A 21,441-nucleotide genomic window follows, 5' to 3' on the forward strand; every position below is an offset into this window, starting at 1 on the left:
GACGCTCCCGGGATCAGCCGCGGCTGTAGATCCAGAGCTGCGCCGGCGGAATATTTCGGACGATGAAATCGAAATGCTTGATGTGGTAGCGGTCGGGCCGGGCTATGATCGGCGAGACGGCACCATAGGAGATTTGTACCACCGGTCGGCCCGGCGGCATTCGGTCGAGCAGGCTCTCCAGTAGCGCAACGCGCGCCTGCATCGGGAAATTCAGCAACGGGATACCGGAAACGACGCAATCGAACGTCTGTCCGTTGAGCACTCCGAGCGTCTTGTCGAGATCGAAAGCGTCGCCGTTGATGAAATGCACGCCGGCGTAGCGCTTGACCAGATGGTTGAAGAAGTCGGTCGAGTACTCGATCGCGATCAGCTTCTCGGGTTCAATGCCGCGCGCGAGAATTGCCTTGGTGATGGCACCGGTTCCAGGTCCTAGTTCTAGAACGGGCAGACCGGAGTGCGGATTGATGACGCTTGCCATCTTGCGGGCGGTGATCGTCGAGGTCGGGGCGATCGAGCCGACGGTTCGCGGCCCCTGCATCATTCCCTTGAAGAAACGGATTTCCTCGTCGAATTTCTTTCCCAGACGTTCCTTCAGGCGTAGCGCCATAGGTATTCTCCACGAGCATTTAAAAGCGGAGAGGGGCACTCTGCCCGCCTCGATCTCGTAGACCCGTCACGAAAAGGGGGGCGAAGCATCGCTCGGCCCATCCTCGCGCCGGTGCCTGTCTTGCCTAGACCCGCATCGGCATCAGGACATAGATCGCATCGTCACCGGCCGTATCGCGAATAAGGGTAGGCGAGCCTGCATCCGCCAGCAGGAAGATGGCTTCGTCGCCGGAGAGCTGCGCGGTGATGTCGAGCAGGTATTTGGCATTGAAGCCGATTTCCATCGGTTCGGTTTCATAGCCGACGGCAACTTCTTCGGTGGCGCTGCCGGAATCCGGGTTGTTGACGGTGAGCAGCAGCTGCCCCTCCGTCAGCGCCAGCTTCACGGCGCGGCCGCGTTCGGAAGAGATCGTCGAGACGCGGTCTACAGCCTGTGCGAAGGTCTGGCAATCGACGCGCATTTCCTTGTCGTTGTTGGCCGGAATAACGCGCTGGTAATCGGGAAAGGTGCCGTCGATCAGCTTCGACGTCATCACGATGTTGCCGACCGACAGGCGGATCTTGGCATCGGACACTTCCAGCGTGACGATCACGTCGGGATTGTCCATCAACTTCTGGAGTTCGCCCACCGTCTTTCGGGGAATGATGATGCCGGGCATACCCTCGGAGCCGGAAGGCGCATCGACATCGGCCCTCGCCAGGCGGTGACCGTCGGTCGCAACGGCGCGCAGCTTCAGCCCACCGCCGCTTTCGATGGTGTGGAAGAAGATGCCGTTGAGGTAATAGCGGGTTTCTTCGGTGGAGATGGCAAATTGCGTCCGGTCGATCAGCATCTTGAGTTCTGCCGCCTTCAGCGGAAACTTGTGGCTGAACGTGCCGGCGGTCAGGTCCGGAAAGTCCGATTGCGGCAGGCATTGCAGGGTGAACTTCGAGCGGCCGGAAGCGACCGTCATGGACCCGCCATCGGCATTGGTCGACAACGAAACTTCGGAGCCGTCGGAAAGCTTGCGGACGATGTCGTAGAGAAGGTGCGCCGGAACGGTCGTCGCGCCGGGCTGCTCGACATTGGCTGGCGTCGCCTCGGTGATTTCGAGATCGAGGTCGGTCGCCTTCATGTCCAGCGTCGAGCCTTCTGCCTTCAAAAGCACGTTCGACAGGATCGGAATAGTGTTGCGGCGCTCCACCACGCGATGGACGTGGTTCAGCGATTTCAAAAGGTGGGACCGCTCAATAGTAATACGCATGGATGCTACCGCTTTCGACCGTGACTGTCCGGGCGTCGAGACGATGCCCAAAAAATTCTCGCCCGGGTCCGGCCCGGAGGAGTGGACCGGCAAAGTGGCAGAAATCCGCATGTGAAAGCAAGAGGTATAGCGCCGACGCCGGGTTCATTTCCCCCATTTCGTCTTCAAAGCACACAGGATTCCACGCTCCCTTGCCGAAGCCGTGCGCCTCGCCCATAAAGACCCAACTTCAGGAAGGGCATATCAGGGCATGGACGACGAGATTTCGAGCGAAGTCGCCAAGGGGCGTAGTTTCAGGTTGCACAACGTGACCGTGCCGGCCCGCCCGCTCGAGCCAATGCTTTATCTCGTCGCCACGCCGATCGGCAATCTCGGCGATATCACGCTGCGGGCGCTGGAAACGCTGGCCGGAGCCGACGTGCTCGCCTGCGAGGATACCCGCGTCACCCGGGTGCTGCTCGATCGCTACGGTATCCACAATCGCCCCTACGCGTACCATGAATACAATGCCGATGAGGCGGGTCCGAAATTGCTGGCAGCACTGGCCGGCGGTCGGTCCGTGGCGCTGGTGTCGGATGCCGGTACGCCGCTGGTCTCCGATCCCGGCTACCGGCTGGCGCTGCAGGCGATCGATGCCGGCTACCGCGTCGTGCCTATTCCGGGCGCCTCGGCCCCCCTCGCGGCCCTGGTTGGCTCCGGTCTTCCGAACGACGCCTTCTTCTTTGCGGGCTTCCTGCCGGTCAAGGACAAGGCCCGCCGTGACCGGTTGGCAGCACTCTCCTCGGTTCCGGCTACTCTGCTGTTCTTCGAATCTCCCCATCGCATCGCCGCAACCCTGACTGCTGCCGCCGATGTGCTAGGTGTCGACCGCAAAGCCTCTGTCTGCCGCGAACTGACAAAGACCTTCGAGGAATTTCGTCGCGGCACGCTCTCCGAACTGGCAGCGCATTATCATTCCGTTGATAACGTCAAGGGCGAGATCGTCCTGGTGATCGGGCCGCCGCCGGAGATCGCCACGCCGGAGGCCGATGTCGAGGCAATCCTTCTCGATCTCTCCCGTGAGATGCCGACCGCCAAGGCGGCCGCCGAAGCGGCCCGGATCACCGGCCTTCCGCGCCGGGATCTCTACCAGAGGCTGCTCGCCATGAAGGCGAGGGTCGATGGACGATAGCGGCGAGCGCCGGAAACGGCGCAAGGCCTGGCGCCGGGGGCATCTCTCGGAATACCTCGCCGCGCTCTATCTCGCCTGCAAAGGCTACAGCATCGTCGCCATCCGCCACAAGACAGTCCTTGGCGAAATCGATATCGTTGCCCGTAAGGGCGATCTTGCTGTGTTCGTGGAGGTCAAGGCAAGGCACGGCGAACAGGCGGCGATCGACGCCGTCTCATTTTCCTCTCAGCGCCGCATCCGTGCCGCCAGCGACCTGTGGCTTGCCCAGCAGCCGGATTTCGGGCGCCTGTCGCAGCGCTACGATATTGTTGCGATCCTGCCCGGCCGCTGGCCGAGGCATTTCCGCGACGCTTTCTGAACCCGGCCCATCATGCAACTGTCATATATTGCCTCTAAGGCGCGGCGACCCCCACCATGCGCCGAGGACAGCCCGATCATGATCCGCACTACCGTTTCCGCCTTCGAGGTACCGTCCGAAGAGCAGCGTCAGCACTTTCTGACACTGCAGAAGACGCCGGCAGTTTGCGAGGCGACGATCGCATCGCTGCCCTGCATGAACGCTGCGCGCACCGGCGGAAAGAGCCCGGCTGCGCCATTGGCTTTTCCGTTTACGGTCGCGGCATGGAACATGGAGCGCTGCCTCTTCCCGCAGGCCTCCGCCGAGAAACTGAAGGCGCTGGGGGCACCGCTGGTCCTGTTATCGGAGATGGACGATGGCATGGCTCGCACCGCGCAGGCCGATCCGACTGCGCTGATTGCGACCGAACTCGGCATGGCCTATGCCTACGGTCTCGAATTTCTGGAACTCAGTCTCGGTTCCGAGATCGAGCGCTCCTATTGCACCGACAGCACCAACGCGAGAGGCTTTCACGGCAACGCAATCCTGGGTGCCACGCCGCTTCGGGATGTTTTCGTCTTTCGGCTGCCCGGGGAATCGCTCTGGTTTTCCAATGCCAGGGAGCAGCCGCGTATCGGCGAGCGCTGCGCAGTCGGTGCGACGATCGATACGGAGGCCGGGGCCTTCGTCGCCGTTTCGGTTCACCTCGAGAGCGTCGGAGATGGTCCCTACCGCGAACGCCAGGTGGCGGCGCTGATCGATGCCGTCGAGGCCTATGCGCCTGGCCTGCCGATCCTCATCGGCGGCGACCTGAACACCGGCAACCACACTGGCGGCAACTTCGAGACCGACACGCTGTTTGCCATGGCGGCGGCCCGGGGCTTCGAGCGCCATGGCGGCCCGCTCGACCAGGCCAGCACCCGGCCAAGCCTGATCACCCGTTTTCCCGACCGGGCCATGAAACTCGACTGGTTCCTCAGCCGCGGTCTTGCGATATCCGGCAGCCGGCTGGTGACGTCGCTCGATGCTGACGGCAAGCCGCTTTCCGACCACGACATCATCGCCTGTGACATATCAGGTTTTCTCTGAGCTGCCGATGAGGCGGACGCTGAGACTGATGCGTAGTCCGACGGCTGCCTGATTAGCCGTTGCCTTCGAAAGCCCGCCGACCTACATCTGTCGAGAAATCGAGCAAGGAATAGCGATAGTGACGATCAGGAATGTGGCGGTCCAGATGGACCATGTGTCGGGCATCAATATTGCAGGCGACAGCACCTTCGCCATGAGCCTCGAGGCGCAGGCGCGCGGCTACAAGCTGTTCCACTACACGCCGGAGCGCATGAGCATGCGCGACGGCAAGGTCTATGCCACAGCCGAACCGATGGTGCTGCGCGACATCAAGGGGGACCATTTCGACCTCGGCGCGCCCGAGCGCATCGATCTCTCGACGATGGACGTGGTGTTGCTGCGCCAGGATCCACCCTTCGACATGGGTTATATCACCTCCACCCACATGCTGGAGCGCATCCATCCGAAGACCTTGGTGGTCAACGATCCCGCATGGGTCCGCAATTCGCCGGAAAAGATCTTCGTCACCGAATTCGAAGATCTGATGCCGAAGACGCTGATCACCCGCGATGCCGATGAAATCCGGCGCTTCCGCGAAGAAATGGGCGACATTATCTTGAAGCCGCTCTACGGAAACGGCGGCGCCGGCGTCTTCCACTCGACGCGCGATGACCGCAACCTGTCTTCGCTGCTGGAGATGTTCGGCCAGCTGTTCCGCGAGCCCTTCATCGCCCAGCAATATCTGCCTGATGTCCGCAAGGGCGACAAGCGCATCATCCTCGTCGACGGTGAGCCGGTGGGCGCCATCAACCGTGTGCCGGCCGAGCACGACAGCCGCTCCAACATGCATGCCGGCGGCCGCGCCGAGGCGACCGATCTGACGAAGCGCGAAGAAGAGATTTGCGCCCGCATCGGTCCGGCCCTCAAGGCGCGGGGCTTCCTGCTCGTCGGCATCGACGTCATCGGCGACTACATGACGGAGATCAACGTCACCTCGCCGACCGGCATTCGTGAGGTCAAGCGTTTCGGCGGTGCCGATATCGCCAGCCTGCTTTGGGACGCCATCGAGCGCAAGCGCGCTTAACACAGACCCCGACTTTCAATCGCCAGCGGTAATATGTTCCGCCCCCGCAACCCGCTGCAACCTGGCTGCAGCGGGAGGCTGTGCTTGTTCATTAATTGTTCTTGTTTCATTCCATCTTCTATGCCAGATTGCATTTAGCCTGCTGCAATCGCTGCGGGTCTTTACGAAAAGACTGCGGCATAGGGGATTGCGCATGATAGCGCGGGTCAGCACGGTTGCATTTCAGGGCATAGAAGGGGTTCCGGTCGAGGTCCAGGTGATGATCGCGCCGGGCAAGATCGGCATCAACATTGTCGGGCTGCCGGACAAGGCGGTTGCAGAGAGCCGCGAGCGCGTTCAGGCGGCCTTGCATGCCTCGGGCTTGGCGCTGCCGCCGAAAAAGGTGACGGTCAACCTTGCTCCGGCGGATTTGCCAAAAGAGGGATCGCATTTCGATCTGGCCATCGCGCTTGGCCTGATGGCGGCACTGGGAGCCATTCCCGGCGATGCGCTGGCGGACTTCATGGTGATCGGCGAGCTCAATCTCGACGGCACGATTGCGGCGGTGTCCGGGGCATTGCCGGCGGCTATCAGCGCCAATGCCATGGGCAAGGGGCTGATCTGCCCTGCCGACAGCGGCCCGGAGGCGGCTTGGGCGGGTGCCGACATCGAACTGCTGGCGCCCCGCAGTCTCATTGCCCTCGCCAATCATTTTCGCGGTACGCAGATCCTGTCGCGCCCCGAACCTGCCATCCGCGCCGCCCCGGCCAATCTCGGCGACCTTGCCGAGATCAAGGGTCAGGAGAGCGCCAAGCGTGCTCTCGAGGTGGTGGCTGCCGGCGGCCATAACTTGTTAATAGTAGATACAAAAGACCCAATTGAAACGAGGGAAATGCCTTATCGGAAAAAGTTACCTCTCCAGCCGCAGGTCATCCTTTCGGGGTGTCAGATTGAGAGTAGGGCCTCCTCAACAGCAAACATAGGTGGTAGCTTCCCAAAAAAATCGGGGGGTTTCTGTGACAGTGCAGTTGGGTAACATTGAGTTCGATGAGGACCTGATAGTCAAACAGCTAAAAATTGACTTCAAAGACGATTGGTTTCCCGATCCCATCGGGTACGCGGACTTCATAAGTGCTGGCCTCTTGCCCGGTATCGTTAGGGAGAATTTCGAGAGAAATGACGGGGCGTATAGTCCGTCAAAAGCACTGCTTTTAAACGTTCCCAAAGGCAACTTTACGTTGAGATACGCTCTCGAAACGAGCTTTTCCGACCGCGCTATCTATCATTCGTTGGCAATGCACCTGTTGCCCTTCTACGATCCTACAATCTCACGATGGGTATTCAGCCACCGCTGGGGCGAAAGCGCAGGCCGCCAACGTAGTGATCCGAAATACGTTTTTCGAAATGGTATACAGGCTTGGAGCGATTTCCTTGGTTGTGTGCAGTCGGCTGCGAAACCCGGCACTTACCTTCTGTCGACTGACTTAGCGAACTATTTTGAGAACATTAGTCTTTCGACATTGAAAGAAATTATGTTGGAGCTTGTCCCATCGCTGGATGCTGACGAAGAAGCGAAGGACCAAGTTCGGAGACTGGTCGATCAATTATTTGGTTATCTCACGTCATGGTCATTCAACGGGGATAGAGGATTACCGCAGAACCGTGACGCCTCCTCTTTCCTCGCAAATGTCTATATGAGGTCGGTTGATCAAGCGATGCTCGATAAGGGATACAACTATTTCCGATACATGGACGACATAAAGATTGTCTGTGGTTCAGAGGGGGCTGCAAAGCGCGCATTGAAAGAGCTTGTGCTGGCGCTTCGCCCTCTGGGTCAGGTGGTCAACGGGGGAAAGACCCAAATCGTTGCGTCCGACAATCCTGAGGCAATTCGCCTGTGCTTGGACCTGCCAAGCCTAGAAATGAAGCGCATCGACACGGCTTGGGCAAGCAAAGCTTTGAGCCCCATTTCGCGGACTTTTGTTCCCCTAAAGCGGCTCGCGCTGTCTGCTTTAAGGGCGGGGAATTTCAATAGTCGAGAGTTTCGATTTTGCATTAACCGGCTTGAGACGTTGGGAAGGTGCAGCGAGTTCGAAGTTCCAGCCACCTATTTTGAAAACCTGACGCCCTTAGTCATAGGCGGACTTGACGCTTCTCCCGTCTCAACGGATCAAATTTGCAGATACTTACGGGCAGTGCCTATAGGTGAAAAAGACTACGAGACATTAGAAAGTCATTTAATTGATGATGAACGCGTTATTTACAACTGGAAAAACTACCGTCTTTGGGTCCTGCTGACGCAGCGGGGTTATCGTTCAGACACTTTGATCGAACACGCAAGGAAGATGGTCAGAGAGCGCGATGACGATCCAACACGCGCGGGAGCCAGTCTCTATCTAGGCGCATTTGGTGATCTGGAAGACCGCGAACTCATCGCTTTGAAATTCGGTGAACTCCACAGTTTTCTTGGTCAACGTACCGCTATAATTGCAGTGCAAGAGCTACATTTTCGGCCAGCAGCTACCAGAGAAGTAAGCATTAACACGCATGTCCGTTCCCATCTCCGCGAGGATTTGAAAGGTACTTACACGGCCCTCAAACGCTCTGGGGTGTATTCCGAAAAACTCGAACCGGTGTCCATCACGCGTTATGTGGAACGGGAGCGCGATTATGACTGAGCGGGTACTAGTCTATCTCCCCGACCCATATGGGGTAGGGAATTCAAAGTACGCGATTGCGGACGTCAACGGCATTGAGTTCGTGGATGGAACGTGTCTGCCAGAGATCGTGGATGAGGCAGTCACCTATGACGTGATGACATTGGTAGACGATCTTCGTCGTAGCGGTGGCGCACTACCAGCCAGACTTATAGATGTCGGAGAGGCAATACGACTTTCAGTTGGGGTGTCAAAATCCGACGGCGGTGAACAAAAGTGGAGCTTGTGGAAGCGTCTTAAGCCGCATTTCAATAAGGTGACAGATTGGAAGCTTGCTCAATCCCTTCACGAAGGAAGGGCGCTGCATCCCGATGCCGAAGAGCTCATCTCTTGCCTTGGCATGTTGGCAAATGCCATTACGTCACTCTGGGCTGCGATGAAAAAAGAGCTTTCTGCCAATGGTGAGAGTGATCGGTTCTTCTCTGTAGAAGTTCCTGTTGCTCAGATATTTTACAATCGCCAGTTCAAGGGCGTGCCTATCGACACCAACAGCACGAGGGCGGCCATCCAAAAGGCTTCGGCGACCAAATATGACGCTTACCGGGAGGTTGCAGACGCTTTGGAGGTAAGCCCTACTGGGCTGAGTTATTGGAATATCTCTCCGCACCTGAAAAATACAGATGTCCCGAAAATTGGTGAGAAAATCGAGGGATACGCCCTCCGTGATCAATTGAAACTTGCGGCAGATATTTCGGTATTCGCAAAATCGTTCACAGAGTACCAGAGCGCAAGCCGAGATGTGGCTGTTCTGACAAGACTGTCGGACGCAGATGGGCGGGTCCATCCGATATTTCATCCAATGGGTACGATAAGTGGAAGAATATTGGTTTCCGACCCTCATCTTCAAGAATTGAGGCGAAGCCTCCGGGGCTCAATCGCGGCCGACGATGGATTTGAAATCGCTTATTTCGACTACTCCCAGTTTGAGCCCGGTATTATGGCCTCAATCTCGGAAGACGAAAAATTGATATACCTGTATAACTCAGGAGATGTTTATTCCGCCTTGAGTAACGAAATATTCGGGTCAGCAGAAAATCGAAATCTTAGCAAGAAGATATTCCTTGCGTTTAGCTACGGCATGTCTGCGGAGGGCATTGCCGCGCTGGTGGTGGGAAAAAATACCGATCCATCCAAGAGGGCGGAAATTGAGGCTGCTATCAGGAGGTTCTTCTCGCAGTTTCATTCATTGGCGGAGTTCAAGCTAGCCTCTGAAAAACGCCTAGCGGTAGATGGTCGCGTAAGCAGTTTGCTCGGCAATTACCGGCATCGAAACAGAGACGGGGAATTGACTGGGAAGGAGAGGCGGTGGTCTCTCAGCCATGCTGTCCAAGGAACAGCGTCACTTATTTTCAAGCGAGCTCTTCTTTCCATAGCGCATGAGTTCGGCAATGATGCGGTGATCCTGCCAATGCACGATGCGGTAGTGATGCAACTGCCATCGGGTTCCCTACCGGATATGTCGGGTAAAGTTCAGCGTTTGATGGAAACAGCATTTGTGGAGCACTGCCCTCGGTTAACGGTCAAGGTTACTGCCGGAAAATTCGATGGCTAATTACAATTTCTTAGCCACACAAGTCGTCTGCGCATCTTGGAAATTTTGAAGAGTAACATAAGAGTGCGCGGTCTCATGGTCTGAAGGCGGGGCAACTTGAGCCCCACCCATGATATCGTCAGTCTCGGAGAAAATAATTAGTTCCCTTTAGCTTGCGCCACGGCGCGTCAGGGGGGCTTTCTTTCGCGAATTCAATAGGTCACCTAACCATCAGCCCGTTGCGGCCCCTCACCAACCTCTTGGCGGGCTTGTCATCTGCAGCAGGCATGGGGCGCTTGACACCATCCCCAGCATACCCAAGCTTCGTTGATCCTGCCTTCGCCGCAAGCGTAGCGGCGGCACGGGCCTTAGCCTTCTGAAGTCGGTCGCTCATTGTGTCAGCAGGGTCAGAAGATGCACCATCGCTGACCGTGGTGGCTGACTGTACTGGTGTGGACTTCGGTGCAGCACCGGGCCGCTTGATGCCGTCGCCAGCGTAGCCTGATGCCGTCACAGGGGTCACGGCAGGTGTTGGCCGCTTTACGCCATCGCCGGGATAGCCAGCCTTCGATGGGACTGGTGCCACCGCCGTGCTAGTCTTATCGTCTTGGACGGGAGGGGTGTTGCTCGGGGCGACGGAAGGTTTACGGTCTGAAGGGCGAGGCGTTGGTAGAGGACCCGCCTTGGGTGTCTTGGCAGCGCTGTTGACTTCGGACTTCAGCTTTGTGGTGTAGGACTTGCCGTTGAATGTGAAGGTCTTCGCGCCGGAATTGCGGGCGGCTCTGAATGCGTTGCCAAAGTTGGACATGGTATCTCTTTCTATTGTGGGATTGCGGTTAGCGCGGAGGGTGCGGCACGTTGACCGCTGGGAGCCGTCGGGGCTGAAACGTGGCATGGTTCAGGATGATGATAGTTCGCGTTCGGTGAACCCAGCGTCCTCCTTTCGTTGTAGCCGGGAGGCGTGAGCCGTTCGATTGCCTTCCCTGTCTTTCGCTCCCACGCTTTGCGGAGTTGCCATGTGTAGCGGGACTTCTCTTTGAAAGACGCGCTCGCTGTCGGGGGCGGTGGTAGTTGGGCTAGGGGTATCCCAGCTTTGATGCACTCAACGAGCCAGTTAGGCTGTGTTCGCTTTGTCGTGGCGTCTTTGCCTGTTCGTATGTCTGCCCTCATTCAGGCCTTCCTTTCGTGGAATACAAAAAGGGCCCGGTGTGAACCGAGCCTGTGTGGACGTTTGATGCGGTGAAACATCGAGGCGAATGGTCTACACGCCTTATTTTACAGGGCTTCTAGGGCTCTGCTGTCGCCTGTAGGTGGCTAATTAGCCACTTTGGTCGGCAAGCCATTGAAATCCTTAGGTTCACCTCAGAAATCTCCGAGATCAACAGCAGCCTTGGGCCATTCCCGACTGCCTGTGACAGCTTCCGATACCTCAGTAACTCGGGCAGCAGCGGCGACACACACGGCCCTAGCAGCCTTGTTGCTGGACATCGCTCGCATGCAGGCCATGAACTCGTCCAACTTGGCGACAGCCACACGGGCATACTCCTTGTCCATGTCTGCGGGCTTCAGTCCCATCTCGGCTATGTCGCCGTCGTCGCAGTTCATCGCCGCATAGATCGCAGGGAAATCGGACTGCATCCACTTTGGCAGCTGGTGGCGCGATACAATGCCATTCAAATCCTTGGCCATCTCCCGGGCTGATTTCAGCGCCTTGCCTCGACCCTTTCGGTGCCTCTTGGCTTTGACGTAAGCCCTGAACACATTCCGCTTATCCGCTCGGGACAGGGGCAACCCGTGCCGCCTGTTAGCCTCTGCAGCCAACCACGGGATTTCCTCGGGTGACGCCTTGACCACAATGGCCCTGATGGTTCGACAGCCATTCCGCTGAGCCGCCGTGACGCGGTGCCACCCGTCAATCAAGGTGTACCCCTTGTCCCCGCTAGTGCCGTCTGTTGGTGCCACCCTGATAGGCGGGAACTGGTCTCCGCCCATCATCAGGTCAGCGTATTGCTTGGCAATTTTCTGACAGGTCGCGGTGCGTATCTGATTGCTCGGGAGCATCAAGAGGCTATCGAGACGGATGTCGATTACCTCGATTGCCGTGCCTCTCTGGTGGTCCTCAGCGATCACAGCGGTCCAACATGAAGGCATCTTTGGTCGCTCTCGCTCTTGCCCGCCGTTCGTCTTTCTCGACAGCAATGCGGGCCATCGCCATTATGCTGAGTTCCCGCTTTTGCTTGGCGGTCACGGTCTTGGTCTTCTTTGGTCGTCTGTGGTTCAAGCTTTTGTCCTCATCGGTTTCCTCTGGTGTGATTGGCGGCTGACATGCGCGGCATGAGGCCTCTGCTCATGGTCTGAGACATAGATAGGCAAATGCGGGCCTGTGACGTTTTCAGCCGGTGCAGTGCATGGAAATGCACACGGCAGCGCTCAAGCCGGTCTCCCCTATGAGGAGTAGGTTCGACAGAGGAGCGCTAGCGTGTGGATTTCGGAGGGGATAGGCAGCGCGGTAGAAGATCGACACACGCTTGGTCGTGCTATTGGGGGACCTATTCGACATGGGCCAAAATAGCGCCATTCGTCCTATTGGAATATCCAACCCTGCGACCGCGGAAGCACTTCATAGACCTATTGATGGACCCATTCCCCTCCGCCTCAGGCCAGACAGCGGGCCTCTGACACAGAGAACAGGTCCGTGTGAAGCTTCCGTAGGCCACGCATTATTTTCGGTAACATCCAAGAGTATAGGCCAGCCGGTGCGTCACTGACCCTAAGTCTGATTAAGGGTCAACTCAGGTTTGCACGTAGCCATGGCGAGGTTGGGCGGCGTGAAGTGCAATGGTCGCACTCCCGAGGTCTCAAAGGATCACCCACGGTCACGCTCGATCACCCGAGACACCTGTGTCGCTGTCCATACGCCACCTCGGGAGGTCTTGACGCCGGTACTGTTGAGTGATGCTGCGATTGGGCGAGGGTGGCCCCGCCGTCACGCATGGGCACGACAGGCCTCCAAACAACATCCACGGATGCAACTACTTTTTTGGTCAAGCGCCGATTTCGTAGTCGTTTCAGGTTCGTGCGGTTTGCCATGTGCTTTCATATTGCTCCCACTGCTGCAAATGTTGCGATAGTGTAACTAAGTGGTTGATATGTATGGATATTTATATTGCCAGATTGTGGGGCAAGCCGTAAGCTTCGGAAATTCGCAACACAAAGGAGCGCTACAATGTCATTGCCAACGGGAACCGGGATTGGCCTGCCACCGCAAACCAATCAGTTCAGCGCATTCCAAACTACGAGAACACCCCGGGGATACGAAACGGCACACTCCTATTTTTCCCAGCACAACCCGGAAGCGTTCTGGCTTTTGCAGGACGCCGCACAAGAGGTCGATGCTGACTTGGGTCCGTTGGCTGTTATGACGCTGGAGAAGGGACGGGAAGTGATTGTAGTCGATGCGCCGTCGGCTCTTCAAGAAAGGGGCGTGCGCAAGACGCTAGCGTTCCCAGAGATCATTTTGAGGCGCTTCTATAGGTAGGCCATCCCTCCACCACCTTGCTCAAAGTCTGGGCCACTGCCGTCCGATTTGCCACTGAATAGGGCCGCAACCTTTCCAGATTTGTGCCGCTGGTTCGGTGCGTGGATACGTTGGACAAGGTGATGGGCACTGCAAATTGCGCTAGCACAAAGATTGCCGCTGAGCTACCACCATAGGGTTCAGTTACCGGATACTGGGAACGATCATCCGTTGTAGCGTTGGCGTGAGCTTAGCCTGCGTATCGACAGTGATTTTGGAAGGCGCAGGGGTAAGAGCGTGGATTTGGATTTACTTTTTAGACTTATCAGCACTCAAGGTACCCTTGAGCAAGTTGGCGCATTTCTGAAAGAGAGAAAGCTTCCGTCATCCGGAAATTCCTGGCAGACAATGATCAACTCTCGCTTGAAACCATTTGCGGTCGACGGGCGGTTGACCGAAGTAGACCTAGTAGAGTTATTACGGCAAACTGAAGAGCATGGTAGTCAGCATATTTTCTTGTACGATCTGGTCAGCGGGCAGAGCGTTGCTAATCTGTTTAATGGAGGCCTGCCGGCGATACTGGCATCTGCCGGTTTTCCCGCACTTGGAACGACGTCGCTAGTCGACATGCCTGTAACCCCCAAAATCGTAGAAGTCCGTGAGGAGTTTGGTTCACAGAGGGCAGTAGTGTTCAAGATAGTGGAGAGGCAGACAACTTTAGAAAAAGAGACTGATGTCGGAGTGCCTGGAAAGGTTGTGATTACTTATAATGAGGTGCCTAGGCGGGCAGTCAATCTCATGCGTATTAGGGAGGATGGGTTCGCCGAGGTGCGGATCCAATCGTCCGCTGACGCCATCAGCTATGTCGGAAATGCAGAAGCGGTGTTTTCGATCTTGAAGCCTGTGGTGAGTAGATTTGATTGGAGAGACGCAAATCTTGATAAGTTCAAGGCGAACCTCCTGGATGGCGCGAAAAGAACGCTGTTGCAGACGATCTTTGGGTTGAGGCATACTCAGTTTTCTAACACGGTAGGCACAAGGCTTTCTGCGGCTGCTGGCCCTATTGGTTCCAGTATGTACGACGATGAAGAAGGTGTGGCGAGTTTAGACCGATTTCTGCAAAAAAAGGGGGATGCTCATTGTGAACGTGTTACCATCACAATGAAGAGGCATGGTCCAATGGAGCGATCAGTTGGACTGTTGGTCACTGGTGAGGCAAATGAAATGGCAATCACTAGCAAAGTGTCGAAAATTGAATACGAATACATCATCGGCAAAATTTTAGAGAACAACACATGAACTCGAGCGGCTGGGTCCAACGGCTTCATCGTTTGATCTCAAGCATGCGTGCTAAAAGGCCGCGTGGTGAGTATCCTGCGAAGCGCGTCGTCGAGCTAGTCGGTGCGCCTAGTGTCGCGATCCTTAATACTGAACTAACCAAGCTAATTGGTGACGGAAAACTGGACGCTATCTACAGGATAAGGTCGCTGCGGACTGGAGTTGGTATCGCGGAATTTCATTCAATTACGGAAATACCGCCAAGAGTGTTCGATGATAGCGCTGACATCTACCAAGACGTGGTGCTTGGGAGGGATGTAGAGATGATTTACAGAGCCCCATGAAGGGACGTAAATCGGTGCCGGAGTGGTTGGCGGCAAGCAATGATATCCTAAGAGTGGTAGGGGAAGCCTCCCCTAATGATCAGCTCCGGGTATTTCAACAGCAGCTCCGATTGCTCCCTGCGGAAATATCACCAATGGTGGAGCACTTTGTATCTCTAGCAGTCGTCTTCAAAAGTAATGAAATGGGATCGCAAATGGCAGCTAAGAAACATTTCCATCTTTCTTTAATTAGTTGCTTTACGTTCGTATTTGCCTTGATACTGGTCGGCGGCGGTATATATATTGTGATGATCGCTGGGCCTTCTGCAGCTTCTAAAATCAATATTCTTGGTGCTACCGTAGAGACATCAAGTGTTGGGGTTGCGTGCTTCGGACTGGCTGCAATCATGTTCATTTTTACCATTCGCTCTGTGGTGGCGAAGATGTAACAATGCAAATTTACAGCCATGCTCCGCTTGCCCCGGTAAGCAACTGTCTCAAGTTTTAGCTTTTTCCTCCGCAACCATTGTTCGGCAACTTCAATAATAGGTTCTCCGTCTCGCAGATAATGCGCCACAAAAAAATGGGGCCGCTGTGTCTTTCGGTTAAACACGTGAGCCGGTGACTACACATTACCTTTTTCGCGCATAATGTTTTTTGCCCTCTCTTGCTTCCGCCGCGCATTTCCACGAGGCAACCTGCTGCGCCGCCTTGGCGGGATCGGCACGGATGCGAATGATGGTCTGTCTCACCAGCCCCGTCTTCCTCGCAATCTCGCTATTGCTGGTTTCGATGCCGACCAACCTCATGACCTCGTCCAACTGATCGCCATCGAAAGTCGGCTTGCGTCCTAGGAACTTCTCGGGTTCCTTGGCCTTTGTATGGGCTATCCCCGCCGTCTGAGCATCCTTGGTTGCCTCCAGCTGCGCTTGAGCCATGCCTGCCATGAATGTCATCATTGCGTCTCTCAGGGCCATTCCCATGGGATCTGTGCGAGATCCATCAAACTCTATGTCGTTGATCAGGGTCTTGACGATGACACCTTGCCGCATGAATGCCCTGAGGTTGTCGTTCACGTCGTTGTAGTCACGGCCAAGCCTGTCTATCCACCTGATAACCAACGTGTCTCCACGGCGTAGGATATCAAACAGACGCTTGCCTTCCTTGCGTTCTTTTAAAGGCAAAGTGCCCGACACGCCTTCGTCGACGACGACAGTGTCGAAGGTGTATCCTTTGGCCTCTGCGGTGGTGCGCTGGTGCGCTACGGTCTGGTCGATAGTTGATACGCGGGCATAAAGAACGGTCTTTGTCATAGGTCTTCCTGTCCATAAGGCTTATGTACACAAGAATAGGATGTCCACAAGACTAAGTCAACCCTAGTGGACAGGAGAAGGCGAACGAATGTGAGTGTCCACAGTCCTATACCCCTGTGTACGCCTTTGCATCGGGCGACCTCTGTCCTACAGTAGGGTGATGGCCTCATTCACCCTTGGATACGAATGTCTGACTGACGTGCCGAGGAGCGCGATGAGTTTGGCTTGGGGAGGACACCATGACGACACTTAGGGTCTACGATCTCAAAGATAGCCGGCTCGCGCTAGATCTCAAAGACTTGCTCCGGCTGTTAATTCCCAGGTCTTTGGAGGCAAACTGGATCGTCTCGACAGTTAAGTCGGCTGAGCCAGGGCACGAATGGTTTGAGGCGACAGGTGAAGGCGGGGAGCAGCTTGAAGTATTGGCGCAAGACGACGCCCAGCTTACGGGTTCTGAGTTGGCCGTGTTGGCTGAGGATACGTGGCAAGTAATTTGGGGGGAGTTCGTCGGCTGGCAACCCGCACAATCAGACAAAGCGTGGGTGACAATACGAGCGGTCGATAGCACGTTCTACGAAGTGGACACAGACGACGAGACTGTACTGAACAAGATTAGCTCGACATACAAAGATGTCCGAGCCGGGGAGCCTCCAGTTACATCATGGGATTTAGGCCTCAATGAATAATGGCAGCCAAACGCGAACGGCAGCCAGACCCAAGCCCACCCAAGCCCGACCCAAGATGTCACAATTTTCCGAGGGTGCTTATTAGGCTTCGAGGGGGCAGAGGGGGGATCGCCGCGCGGTCCATCTCTATCATGCCGCCTGAAATTTCTGTGACGGAAACAGCTAACGCTTCAGCGCCGTCGTAGTGCACCGATGCCATCGCGGAACATGTAACTTAGTCAAACCATCGCATAGAAGACTTTCACCTCTGCCTCATCCATGTGCCTCCATTGTAGCCGCAAAAACCCGGTATCGTAGTCGATTACGACGGCATCGAACAACTGCCTCAGGACGGCGTTGACTTTTGCGAGATCTAGGCTCTCAGGTTCGACGGTGGTCAATACGCGGAACTCATCCACAGTATTACCAATTCTATTCGTGATCAGTGCGGCGGCCCTTGACGCGAGTTCAGCCTCCTCCAAACGGAGCTTCGGGAGAAGGGCCTCTCGTTCCTCAATGCCACGCAATACAGCCTTGCTCCCCCTTCCACTTGCCACGCTCTGGACGAGGTTCTGTATCTGGAACTCGACTTCTTCCACCTGCATCCTGACGGTCCGGTATCTCTCCTCGATCTCCACATCTGGCGACGGGATCAGATCGTGAAGGTAGGTTCCCAAGGAAATGACTGAACGTTCGATGAACTCAAGTTTCACCTGCCGGTAGTCACAGCCTGCACCAACCTTCGCCTTGCTGCACACCAAGAACGGTTTGCCGCCCTTGGCTCCTCCTTTGTTCACGCGGGTCATCGTAGTGCCGCAGGCGGGGCACTTGGCAAGGCCAGAGAGAATATTGGCTACGTGCGCCACCTTGCCAACGCCAGCTGATTGACGAGCTCCACGGCTACCGCTCATAGCGGACACCCTCTCGAAAGTTTCAGCGTCAATGATAGGGGGGAAATATCCTTCAAGCGTCTCTAGTGCCGTTCTCACTTTGCGTCTGGCAACGGTGTCTTGCGTGTGCGGGGTGAAGCGTCCAATGACGGCGGGGTTCTCCAGTATCTTCTTCACATAGGACCGATGCCATAATTCGGACCGACCGAATGGCGCAATCCTCCTAGTGTTGAGATCGGAAGCGATCGCGTGTTGACCAAGGCCGCGAAGGTACATGTCAAAGATACTACGGACTACATCGGCACGTTCGCTAATTACCTCGTACCTCGACCGATCATTGCTCAGCCTCAACCAGCCGGGGCAGATCGCAGTGAGTGGTGCTGTAGCCATTTTCAGTCGCTTGCCCTCCCACGCTTGCTTCAGGCGCCGAGCCTTTGTTGCGCTTTCCTCATGGGCTCGCTGGGCGACCATAAGCGCAAGGATCATGGGCAAGGGATCCTTGTCGAAGGCGTCATGCGTCCAGACCCTGTTGTCAAATAGCGTGACGACGATGATACCGGCCTCGCAGATGTTCTCCAGAAGCCTAACCGCCTTGCGTGGGGTCATGCGGCTCAATCGATCTAAGCTTTCAACAAGTAGGTAGCTACCCACTGAGATATCGCCGTGCCTAACGGCTTCAAGGAAGTCACCTAAACGTCCTGTCTCCTCATTAGCCCCATGATAGGCCGAAATGCCTTCGTCGCGGAGCTTGAATGTCCGGTCTAAGTCAAGGTTGTGGAGTGCGGCATAGGTTTCTGCTCCAGCAATCTGTCTTCGGGCGCTATCGCCTTTCGCTTGCTCAGGTGTGGAGAAACGCAGGTAAGAATAGGCTTTGGGCTTGATCATGGAATGGCTCATACCACTCTCTGACGTAAGTAGGGTCTATTGTCAACATTATGTTGATGGTCGGCCCTCCAGGGTCGGGAAAATCGATGCTGGCTGCCCGTTTGCCATCGATCCTGCCGCCGCTGTCGGCTGCCGAATTGCTGGAAGTCTCGATGATCCATTCCATTGCCGGGCAACTGTCGGGTGGCAAGCTCTCCGACCGCCGGCCATTCCGGACCCCGCATCATTCGGCCACCATGGCGGCGATGGTCGGTGGCGGGATACGTGCCCGGCCCGGGGAGGCCTCGCTCGCCCACCATGGCATCCTCTTCCTTGACGAGTTTCCGGAGTTTTCGCCGCAGGCACTCGATGCGCTGCGTCAGCCGCTGGAAACCGGGGAATGCATCATAGCCCGCGCCAATCACCGCGTCTGCTATCCGGCTGTGATCCAGCTGATTGCCGCGATGAACCCTTGCCGCTGCGGCATGGCTGGCGAACCCGGCCACAGCTGCGCCCGAGGGCCGCGCTGCATGACGGACTATCAGAACCGAATTTCCGGACCGCTGATGGATCGCATCGACATCCGCATCGATGTGCCGGCCGTCTCCGCCGCCGACCTTATCCGGCCGATGCCGGCCGAGAAGAGCGCCGATATCGCCAGACGTGTCGCAAGGGCGCGGGAATGGCAGCAGGAGCGGTTCTCGCAAGCCGGCATGCGCGGCGTGTCGACCAATGCGCGCTGCTCGACATCGATGATCGAGGTTCTGGCCGAACCCGATGCCGGTGGCCTTCAATTGCTGCGCGATGCCGCCGAGAAGCTGAAGTTCTCCGCCCGAGGCTACCATCGCGTCCTGAAAGTGGCGCGCACGCTCGCCGATCTCGACGGCAAGCAGACTGTCGGCCGGATCCATCTGGCCGAAGCGATTTCCTACCGCATAGCCGGCACGCGCCTGCCAGCCGTCGCCTGAGCCGCAGATACTGAGAAGGGCGCCTCCGCCCTTCTGTTCTTTGAAAAGTGAAGAAAGTTAGCCGCCGAGGCCTTCGAACAGCGCTGTCGACAGGTAGCGCTCGGCAAAGGACGGGATGATCACGACGATCGTCTTGCCGGCATTCTCTTCGCGTTTACCGATCTCGATGGCTGCAAACAGCGCCGCGCCGGAGGAGATGCCGACCGGCACGCCTTCGAGCCGGGCGACGTGGCGGGCGGTTTCGAGGGCTTCGGCGCTGGCGACGGTGATGATCTCGTCATAGATTTCGGTGTCGAGAATGGCTGGCGCGAAGCCGGCGCCGATCCCTTGGATCTTGTGCGGGCCGGGAGCGCCGCCGGACAGCACCGGCGATTCGGCCGGCTCGACGGCGATAACCTTGAGGCTCGATTTCTTGGACTTCAGCACCTGGCCGACGCCGGTGATCGTACCGCCGGTGCCGATGCCCGCGACCAGGATATCGACGCCGCCCTCGGTGTCGTTCCAGATCTCCTCGGCGGTCGTCTTGCGATGGATCTCGGGGTTTGCCGGGTTTTCGAACTGCTGCGGAATGACCGCGTTCTCGATGCTTTCTGCCAGTTCCGTCGCCTTGGCGATGGCGCCCTTCATGCCTTTGGCGCCTTCGGTCAGTACCAGTTCGGCGCCCAGCAGCGCCAGCATCTTGCGGCGTTCCACCGACATCGTCTCCGGCATGGTGAGGATGAGCTTGTAGCCCTTGGCGGCGGCGGCAAAGGCCAGCGCGATGCCGGTGTTGCCGGAGGTCGGCTCGATCAGCGTTGTCTTGCCCGGCGTTATCTTCCCCTGGGCTTCCAGGCTCTCGATCATCGCCACGCCGATACGGTCCTTGACCGAGGCAATCGGGTTGAAGAACTCCAGCTTGGCGAGCAGGTGGGCCTTGACGCCGTTCTCCCTGGCCAGCTTGTCGAGGCGAACGATGGGCGTGTCGCCAATGGTGTCGGTGATCGACGCATAGATGCGACCGCGGCCTGGCTTACGGGTGTCGGACATGGAACTCTCCCTTGGTATTTATTGGCGGGAGAATAGGATCAAACATGGCACTAGGCCAGAGTGCGTTTGTCCAACCAAGGCCACGAAGTTGGCATAAAAATCTCCGCCAAAGGCTTTTGGTAAAACGCAGCACAGTACCATCGGCAGGATGCCTGTCGCTGCAGCACGAAAAACACTCATGGATGCTAAAATGCTATCGTTCTGTCGACCAGTGCCGCAACTGCGGGCACTCGTTCCGTTGCTCCTTATGATGATAACTATGACCCCAGCCGGTCCCGTCCGCGCTGCCTCTCCGCCGGGAGAGGAGACGATCGTCTTCCTGCGCCACGGTGAAAAACCTGAAGCAGGGCTCGGCCAATTGAGCTGCAAGGGCCTCAACAGGTCGCTGGCGTTACCCGCCGTGCTTTCCCGTCAATTCGGCGGGCCGGATGCCGTCTTTGCGCCCGATCCTTCGAAGCAGAAAGTCGATGACGGCATTCTCTATGATTATGTCAGGCCGCTGGCGACGATCGAGCCAACGGCGATCGCCGCTGGACTGCCAGTCGATACCACGTTCGGCTACGACGAGATTGCCAAGCTGCAGGCAGCACTGACTGCGCCGAAATATCGCTCGGCACTGGTCTTTGTGGCCTGGGAGCACAACGAGATCCAGGATCTCGTCGCCGCGTTGCTGAAAGACAATGGCGGCGATCCGGCGGCTATGCCGAAGAAGTGGAAGGGCAAGGATTTCGACAGCCTCTACGTCGTCCGGATCAAAACCAGCGGAGCCGGGCCATCTGCGACATTCGAGGCAAAGGCTGAAGGCCTCGATGATGTCGCCGACGGTTGCCCGGTCAATTAGCGATCAACAGACGGGCATC

18 protein-coding genes and 2 pseudogenes are annotated in these 21,441 nt (G+C 56.9%); 13 read left to right on the forward strand and 7 right to left on the reverse strand.

Going from position 1 to position 21,441, the window contains the following annotated elements; translation table 11 throughout:
* Positions 1–13: 13 nt before the first annotated feature.
* Positions 14–607 carry a phospholipid N-methyltransferase PmtA gene (gene pmtA, locus J5274_RS05110; RefSeq protein WP_111216194.1) on the reverse strand — a complete coding sequence of 198 codons (594 nt, stop codon included), beginning with the start codon at positions 605–607 and terminating at the stop codon, positions 14–16.
* A gap of 124 nt (positions 608–731) precedes the next feature.
* Positions 732–1,961 carry a DNA polymerase III subunit beta gene (gene dnaN, locus J5274_RS05115; RefSeq protein WP_374108245.1) on the reverse strand — a complete coding sequence of 410 codons (1,230 nt, stop codon included), beginning with the start codon at positions 1,959–1,961 and terminating at the stop codon, positions 732–734.
* Between the two features lie 139 nt (positions 1,962–2,100).
* On the opposite strand from dnaN, the gene rsmI reads away from it, so the two are divergent.
* From rsmI to J5274_RS05150, 7 genes and pseudogenes are all read left to right on the forward strand, one after another.
* Entirely contained in the window at positions 2,101–3,021 is a 921-nt protein-coding gene (rsmI, locus tag J5274_RS05120) for a 16S rRNA (cytidine(1402)-2'-O)-methyltransferase (protein WP_142823735.1), read from the forward strand.
* Entirely contained in the window at positions 3,011–3,379 is a 369-nt protein-coding gene (locus J5274_RS05125) for a YraN family protein (protein ID WP_142823736.1), read from the forward strand. Before rsmI ends, J5274_RS05125 begins: the two co-directional genes overlap by 11 nt.
* Positions 3,380–3,457: 78 nt before the next feature.
* Positions 3,458–4,447 carry an endonuclease/exonuclease/phosphatase family protein gene (locus tag J5274_RS05130; RefSeq protein WP_142823737.1) on the forward strand — a complete coding sequence of 330 codons (990 nt, stop codon included), beginning with the start codon at positions 3,458–3,460 and terminating at the stop codon, positions 4,445–4,447.
* Between the two features lie 115 nt (positions 4,448–4,562).
* The gene (gene gshB, locus J5274_RS05135; RefSeq protein WP_111216201.1) at positions 4,563–5,510 is read left to right on the forward strand and encodes a glutathione synthase; all 948 of its coding nucleotides are present in this window, start codon (positions 4,563–4,565) and stop codon (positions 5,508–5,510) included.
* Between the two features lie 193 nt (positions 5,511–5,703).
* A pseudogene (locus J5274_RS05140) lies at positions 5,704–6,351 on the forward strand (magnesium chelatase domain-containing protein); the annotation flags it as partial.
* Between the two features lie 154 nt (positions 6,352–6,505).
* Positions 6,506–8,167, forward strand: a complete 1,662-nt coding sequence (locus J5274_RS05145) for an RNA-directed DNA polymerase (protein ID WP_219274784.1) — start codon at positions 6,506–6,508, stop codon at positions 8,165–8,167.
* Positions 8,160–9,758 (forward strand): DNA polymerase, encoded by a 1,599-nt coding sequence (locus J5274_RS05150; RefSeq protein WP_219274785.1) that lies wholly within the window; start codon positions 8,160–8,162, stop codon positions 9,756–9,758. Before J5274_RS05145 ends, J5274_RS05150 begins: the two co-directional genes overlap by 8 nt.
* 199 nt (positions 9,759–9,957) lie before the next feature.
* Here J5274_RS05150 and J5274_RS05155 read toward each other — a convergent pair whose 3' ends face one another.
* Entirely contained in the window at positions 9,958–10,545 is a 588-nt protein-coding gene (locus J5274_RS05155; protein WP_219274786.1) for a hypothetical protein, read from the reverse strand.
* Between the two features lie 554 nt (positions 10,546–11,099).
* Positions 11,100–11,867 (reverse strand): ParB/RepB/Spo0J family partition protein, encoded by a 768-nt coding sequence (locus tag J5274_RS05160; RefSeq protein ID WP_219274787.1) that lies wholly within the window; start codon positions 11,865–11,867, stop codon positions 11,100–11,102.
* Between the two features lie 1,096 nt (positions 11,868–12,963).
* Between J5274_RS05160 and J5274_RS05170 the strand changes: the two genes are divergently transcribed.
* The 3 genes from J5274_RS05170 (at position 12,964) to J5274_RS05180 (ending at position 15,304) form a co-directional block, all read left to right on the forward strand.
* On the forward strand, positions 12,964–13,275 hold the full coding sequence (locus tag J5274_RS05170; RefSeq protein WP_219274788.1) for a hypothetical protein: 312 nt from the start codon (positions 12,964–12,966) through the stop codon (positions 13,273–13,275).
* 276 nt (positions 13,276–13,551) lie between these two features.
* Complete coding sequence (locus J5274_RS05175; RefSeq protein ID WP_219274789.1) at positions 13,552–14,553, forward strand: hypothetical protein; 1,002 nt, start codon at positions 13,552–13,554, stop codon at positions 14,551–14,553.
* Between the two features lie 319 nt (positions 14,554–14,872).
* A complete protein-coding gene (locus J5274_RS05180; RefSeq protein WP_219274790.1) occupies positions 14,873–15,304 on the forward strand; it encodes a hypothetical protein in 432 nt (143 codons plus the stop codon).
* Between the two features lie 183 nt (positions 15,305–15,487).
* On the opposite strand, the gene J5274_RS05185 is transcribed toward J5274_RS05180, so the two are convergent.
* Complete coding sequence (locus tag J5274_RS05185) at positions 15,488–16,168, reverse strand: recombinase family protein (RefSeq protein WP_219274791.1); 681 nt, start codon at positions 16,166–16,168, stop codon at positions 15,488–15,490.
* 239 nt (positions 16,169–16,407) lie between these two features.
* Between J5274_RS05185 and J5274_RS05190 the strand changes: the two genes are divergently transcribed.
* Positions 16,408–16,854, forward strand: a complete 447-nt coding sequence (locus J5274_RS05190) for a hypothetical protein (RefSeq protein WP_219274792.1) — start codon at positions 16,408–16,410, stop codon at positions 16,852–16,854.
* A 218-nt stretch (positions 16,855–17,072) separates the two neighbouring features.
* Here J5274_RS05190 and J5274_RS05195 read toward each other — a convergent pair whose 3' ends face one another.
* Positions 17,073–18,608, reverse strand: coding sequence for a recombinase family protein (locus tag J5274_RS05195; RefSeq protein ID WP_224129191.1), 1,536 nt, complete (start codon positions 18,606–18,608; stop codon positions 17,073–17,075).
* A gap of 50 nt (positions 18,609–18,658) precedes the next feature.
* Here J5274_RS05195 and J5274_RS05200 point away from each other — a divergent pair.
* Positions 18,659–19,555, forward strand: a pseudogene (locus J5274_RS05200) (YifB family Mg chelatase-like AAA ATPase); the annotation flags it as partial.
* Between the two features lie 57 nt (positions 19,556–19,612).
* Here J5274_RS05200 and cysK read toward each other — a convergent pair.
* Positions 19,613–20,581, reverse strand: a complete 969-nt coding sequence (gene cysK / locus J5274_RS05205; RefSeq protein WP_142823740.1) for a cysteine synthase A — start codon at positions 20,579–20,581, stop codon at positions 19,613–19,615.
* A 259-nt stretch (positions 20,582–20,840) separates the two neighbouring features.
* Here cysK and J5274_RS05210 point away from each other — a divergent pair, with 259 nt between their 5' ends.
* Complete coding sequence (locus J5274_RS05210) at positions 20,841–21,422, forward strand: hypothetical protein (protein ID WP_224129189.1); 582 nt, start codon at positions 20,841–20,843, stop codon at positions 21,420–21,422.
* The last annotated feature ends 19 nt before the right edge of the window (positions 21,423–21,441 follow it).

The sequence above is a fragment of the Rhizobium sp. L51/94 genome (assembly GCF_019355555.1).
Lineage (GTDB): Bacteria > Pseudomonadota > Alphaproteobacteria > Rhizobiales > Rhizobiaceae > Rhizobium > Rhizobium rhododendri.

Coding starts and splice junctions, on each gene's coding strand:
- dnaN (WP_374108245.1), bottom strand. CDS start 1,961: ATGCGGATTTCTGCCACTTTGCCGGTCCACTCCTCCGGGCCGGACCCG.
- J5274_RS05155 (WP_219274786.1), bottom strand. CDS start 10,545: ATGTCCAACTTTGGCAACGCATTCAGAGCCGCCCGCAATTCCGGCGCG.
- J5274_RS05180 (WP_219274790.1), top strand. CDS start 14,873: ATGAAGGGACGTAAATCGGTGCCGGAGTGGTTGGCGGCAAGCAATGAT.
- pmtA (WP_111216194.1), bottom strand. CDS start 607: ATGGCGCTACGCCTGAAGGAACGTCTGGGAAAGAAATTCGACGAGGAA.
- rsmI (WP_142823735.1), top strand. CDS start 2,101: ATGGACGACGAGATTTCGAGCGAAGTCGCCAAGGGGCGTAGTTTCAGG.
- J5274_RS05170 (WP_219274788.1), top strand. CDS start 12,964: ATGTCATTGCCAACGGGAACCGGGATTGGCCTGCCACCGCAAACCAAT.
- J5274_RS05130 (WP_142823737.1), top strand. CDS start 3,458: ATGATCCGCACTACCGTTTCCGCCTTCGAGGTACCGTCCGAAGAGCAG.
- J5274_RS05125 (WP_142823736.1), top strand. CDS start 3,011: ATGGACGATAGCGGCGAGCGCCGGAAACGGCGCAAGGCCTGGCGCCGG.
- J5274_RS05185 (WP_219274791.1), bottom strand. CDS start 16,168: ATGACAAAGACCGTTCTTTATGCCCGCGTATCAACTATCGACCAGACC.
- J5274_RS05190 (WP_219274792.1), top strand. CDS start 16,408: ATGACGACACTTAGGGTCTACGATCTCAAAGATAGCCGGCTCGCGCTA.
- cysK (WP_142823740.1), bottom strand. CDS start 20,581: ATGTCCGACACCCGTAAGCCAGGCCGCGGTCGCATCTATGCGTCGATC.
- J5274_RS05150 (WP_219274785.1), top strand. CDS start 8,160: ATGACTGAGCGGGTACTAGTCTATCTCCCCGACCCATATGGGGTAGGG.
- J5274_RS05195 (WP_224129191.1), bottom strand. CDS start 18,608: ATGATCAAGCCCAAAGCCTATTCTTACCTGCGTTTCTCCACACCTGAG.
- J5274_RS05210 (WP_224129189.1), top strand. CDS start 20,841: ATGACCCCAGCCGGTCCCGTCCGCGCTGCCTCTCCGCCGGGAGAGGAG.